Source organism: Kluyvera intermedia (assembly GCF_021440345.1).
GTDB lineage: Bacteria > Pseudomonadota > Gammaproteobacteria > Enterobacterales > Enterobacteriaceae > Kluyvera > Kluyvera intermedia_A.
In genome coordinates this window covers 1-1,699 of the sequence record NZ_JAKCNS010000142.1, presented here as the reverse complement: position 1 = coordinate 1,699, position 1,699 = coordinate 1, and the positions used below count along the sequence as shown (strand labels likewise).

The 1,699-nt window shown below is 49.0% G+C and carries 2 protein-coding genes; one reads left to right on the top strand and one right to left on the bottom strand.

All coding sequences use genetic code 11. From position 1 onward, the window contains the following. Window positions 1–105 precede the first annotated feature (105 nt). Window positions 106–1,035 carry a homoserine O-acetyltransferase MetA gene (metA, locus tag LZ634_RS22250; protein WP_234508904.1) on the bottom strand — a complete coding sequence of 310 codons (930 nt, stop codon included), beginning with the start codon at window positions 1,033–1,035 and terminating at the stop codon, window positions 106–108. 159 nt (window positions 1,036–1,194) lie between these two features. Here metA and LZ634_RS22245 point away from each other — a divergent pair, with 159 nt between their 5' ends. Continuing rightward, complete coding sequence (locus LZ634_RS22245; protein ID WP_234508903.1) at window positions 1,195–1,647, top strand: acetyltransferase; 453 nt, start codon at window positions 1,195–1,197, stop codon at window positions 1,645–1,647. Window positions 1,648–1,699 lie beyond the last annotated feature (52 nt).

Sequence of the window (1,699 nt, the reverse complement as noted above, 5' to 3'; positions counted from 1 at the left end):
TTAAAAATTTATTATTTACTGGTGTGGTTTTCGGAAACAAAAAAGGCACCCGAGGGTGCCTGATTGAGGATGCTGAAACGCTTTAGGATCGTTAGGAGTAGTCGATCAATCCAGCGTTGGATTCATATTCCGCAGATCGTATGGTGTGATTTGGTAGACATAGTAGTTGAGCCAGTTAGCAAACAACAGATTTCCATGACTGCGCCAGGTGGCGTGCGGTTTGTTTTGTGGGTCATCTTTGGGGAAATAGTTGTACGGCACTTCCGGGCTTAAACCGGCTTCCACATCACGGAAAAACTCACTCGCCAGCGTGTGGGCATCGTACTCTGGATGACCAGTGACAAAAGCAATACGCTTGTCTTTGCTGGCAAACAGGTAGGCATCCCCATCGGCCGTTTCGGCGAGGATTTCGAGATCGGTATAGTCACGAATCAGTTTTGCCGGGAAATCAGCATAACGCGAGTGCGGGGCGAGGAAAGTGTCGTCAAAACCGCGCGTTAGCAAAGCATGTGGGTGGAGAATATTGTGTTCATAAACGCCGGAGAGTTTGTCGTTGCGGGTCTGTTTTGGAATGCCGTAGAGAATATTGAGCGCGGCCTGTACCGCCCAACAGACAAACAACGTTGAGGTGACGTGGTCTTTCGCCCACTCAAGCACCTGCTGGATCTGCGGCCAATAGGCAACATCATTGAATTCAACCAGCCCCAACGGCGCACCAGTAACGATCAATCCATCGAAGTTTTCGTGGCGAATGTCGTCGAAATTACAGTAAAAGTTATTAAGATGCTCTGTCGGCGTGTTACGCGACTCGCGGGCATCAATGCGTAGCAACTGGATATCCAGCTGCAGCGGAGAATTCGACAGCAGACGTAGGAACTGGTTTTCTGTCTCAATTTTCTTCGGCATCAGGTTAAGGATCAGCACCTTTAACGGACGAATTTCCTGACCTGTTGCACGCGACGCCGTCATCACGAAGACGTTCTCATCACGCAAAAACTTGACGGCTGGTAGCTCGTCCTGCACCCGAATCGGCATAACCTTATTTACCTCACAACATACGTATAAACGTTTAGACTTCCAGACACCTAACGATACCCAGAATTAAGTAAAATGTCGAGCCTGCATGTGGAAGGTGAGAAAGTTTCAATCACCTCTACGTTATAATGTGGAAACGATTCTTAAGGAAGCTGAATAATGATCATCAGACGTTCACAACGCCATGAAGGAGAACGATTAATTGCTATCTGGTGCCGTGCTGTCGATGCGACGCATGACTTTCTTTCGGCGCAGGACCGAGCTGAGATTGAAGTTCAGGTACGGGAATTTCTCCCCGAAGCGCCATTATGGGTAGCGGTAAATGATGCAGATGTACCGATCGCGTTTATGTTGCTGTCGGAACATCACCTGGAGGCGCTGTTTGTCGATCCTGATGCCAGGGGAATGGGCGTTGGGAGAGAGTTGGTCAGGCATGCGCTGTCGTTAATTCCCAATCTGACGACGGACGTGAACGAACAGAACGACCAGGCAGTCGGATTTTATCAGAAGATGGGGTTTGTCATTTGCGGACGCTCTGCGACCGACGATCATGGCCGGCCTTATCCGTTACTGCATCTGCGTTATGAAGGGAATTTGGGCGAAACAGCTTAAAAACATTCGCCGATCTGTACCTTATGATCGGCTTTTTACTACTGTACAGACG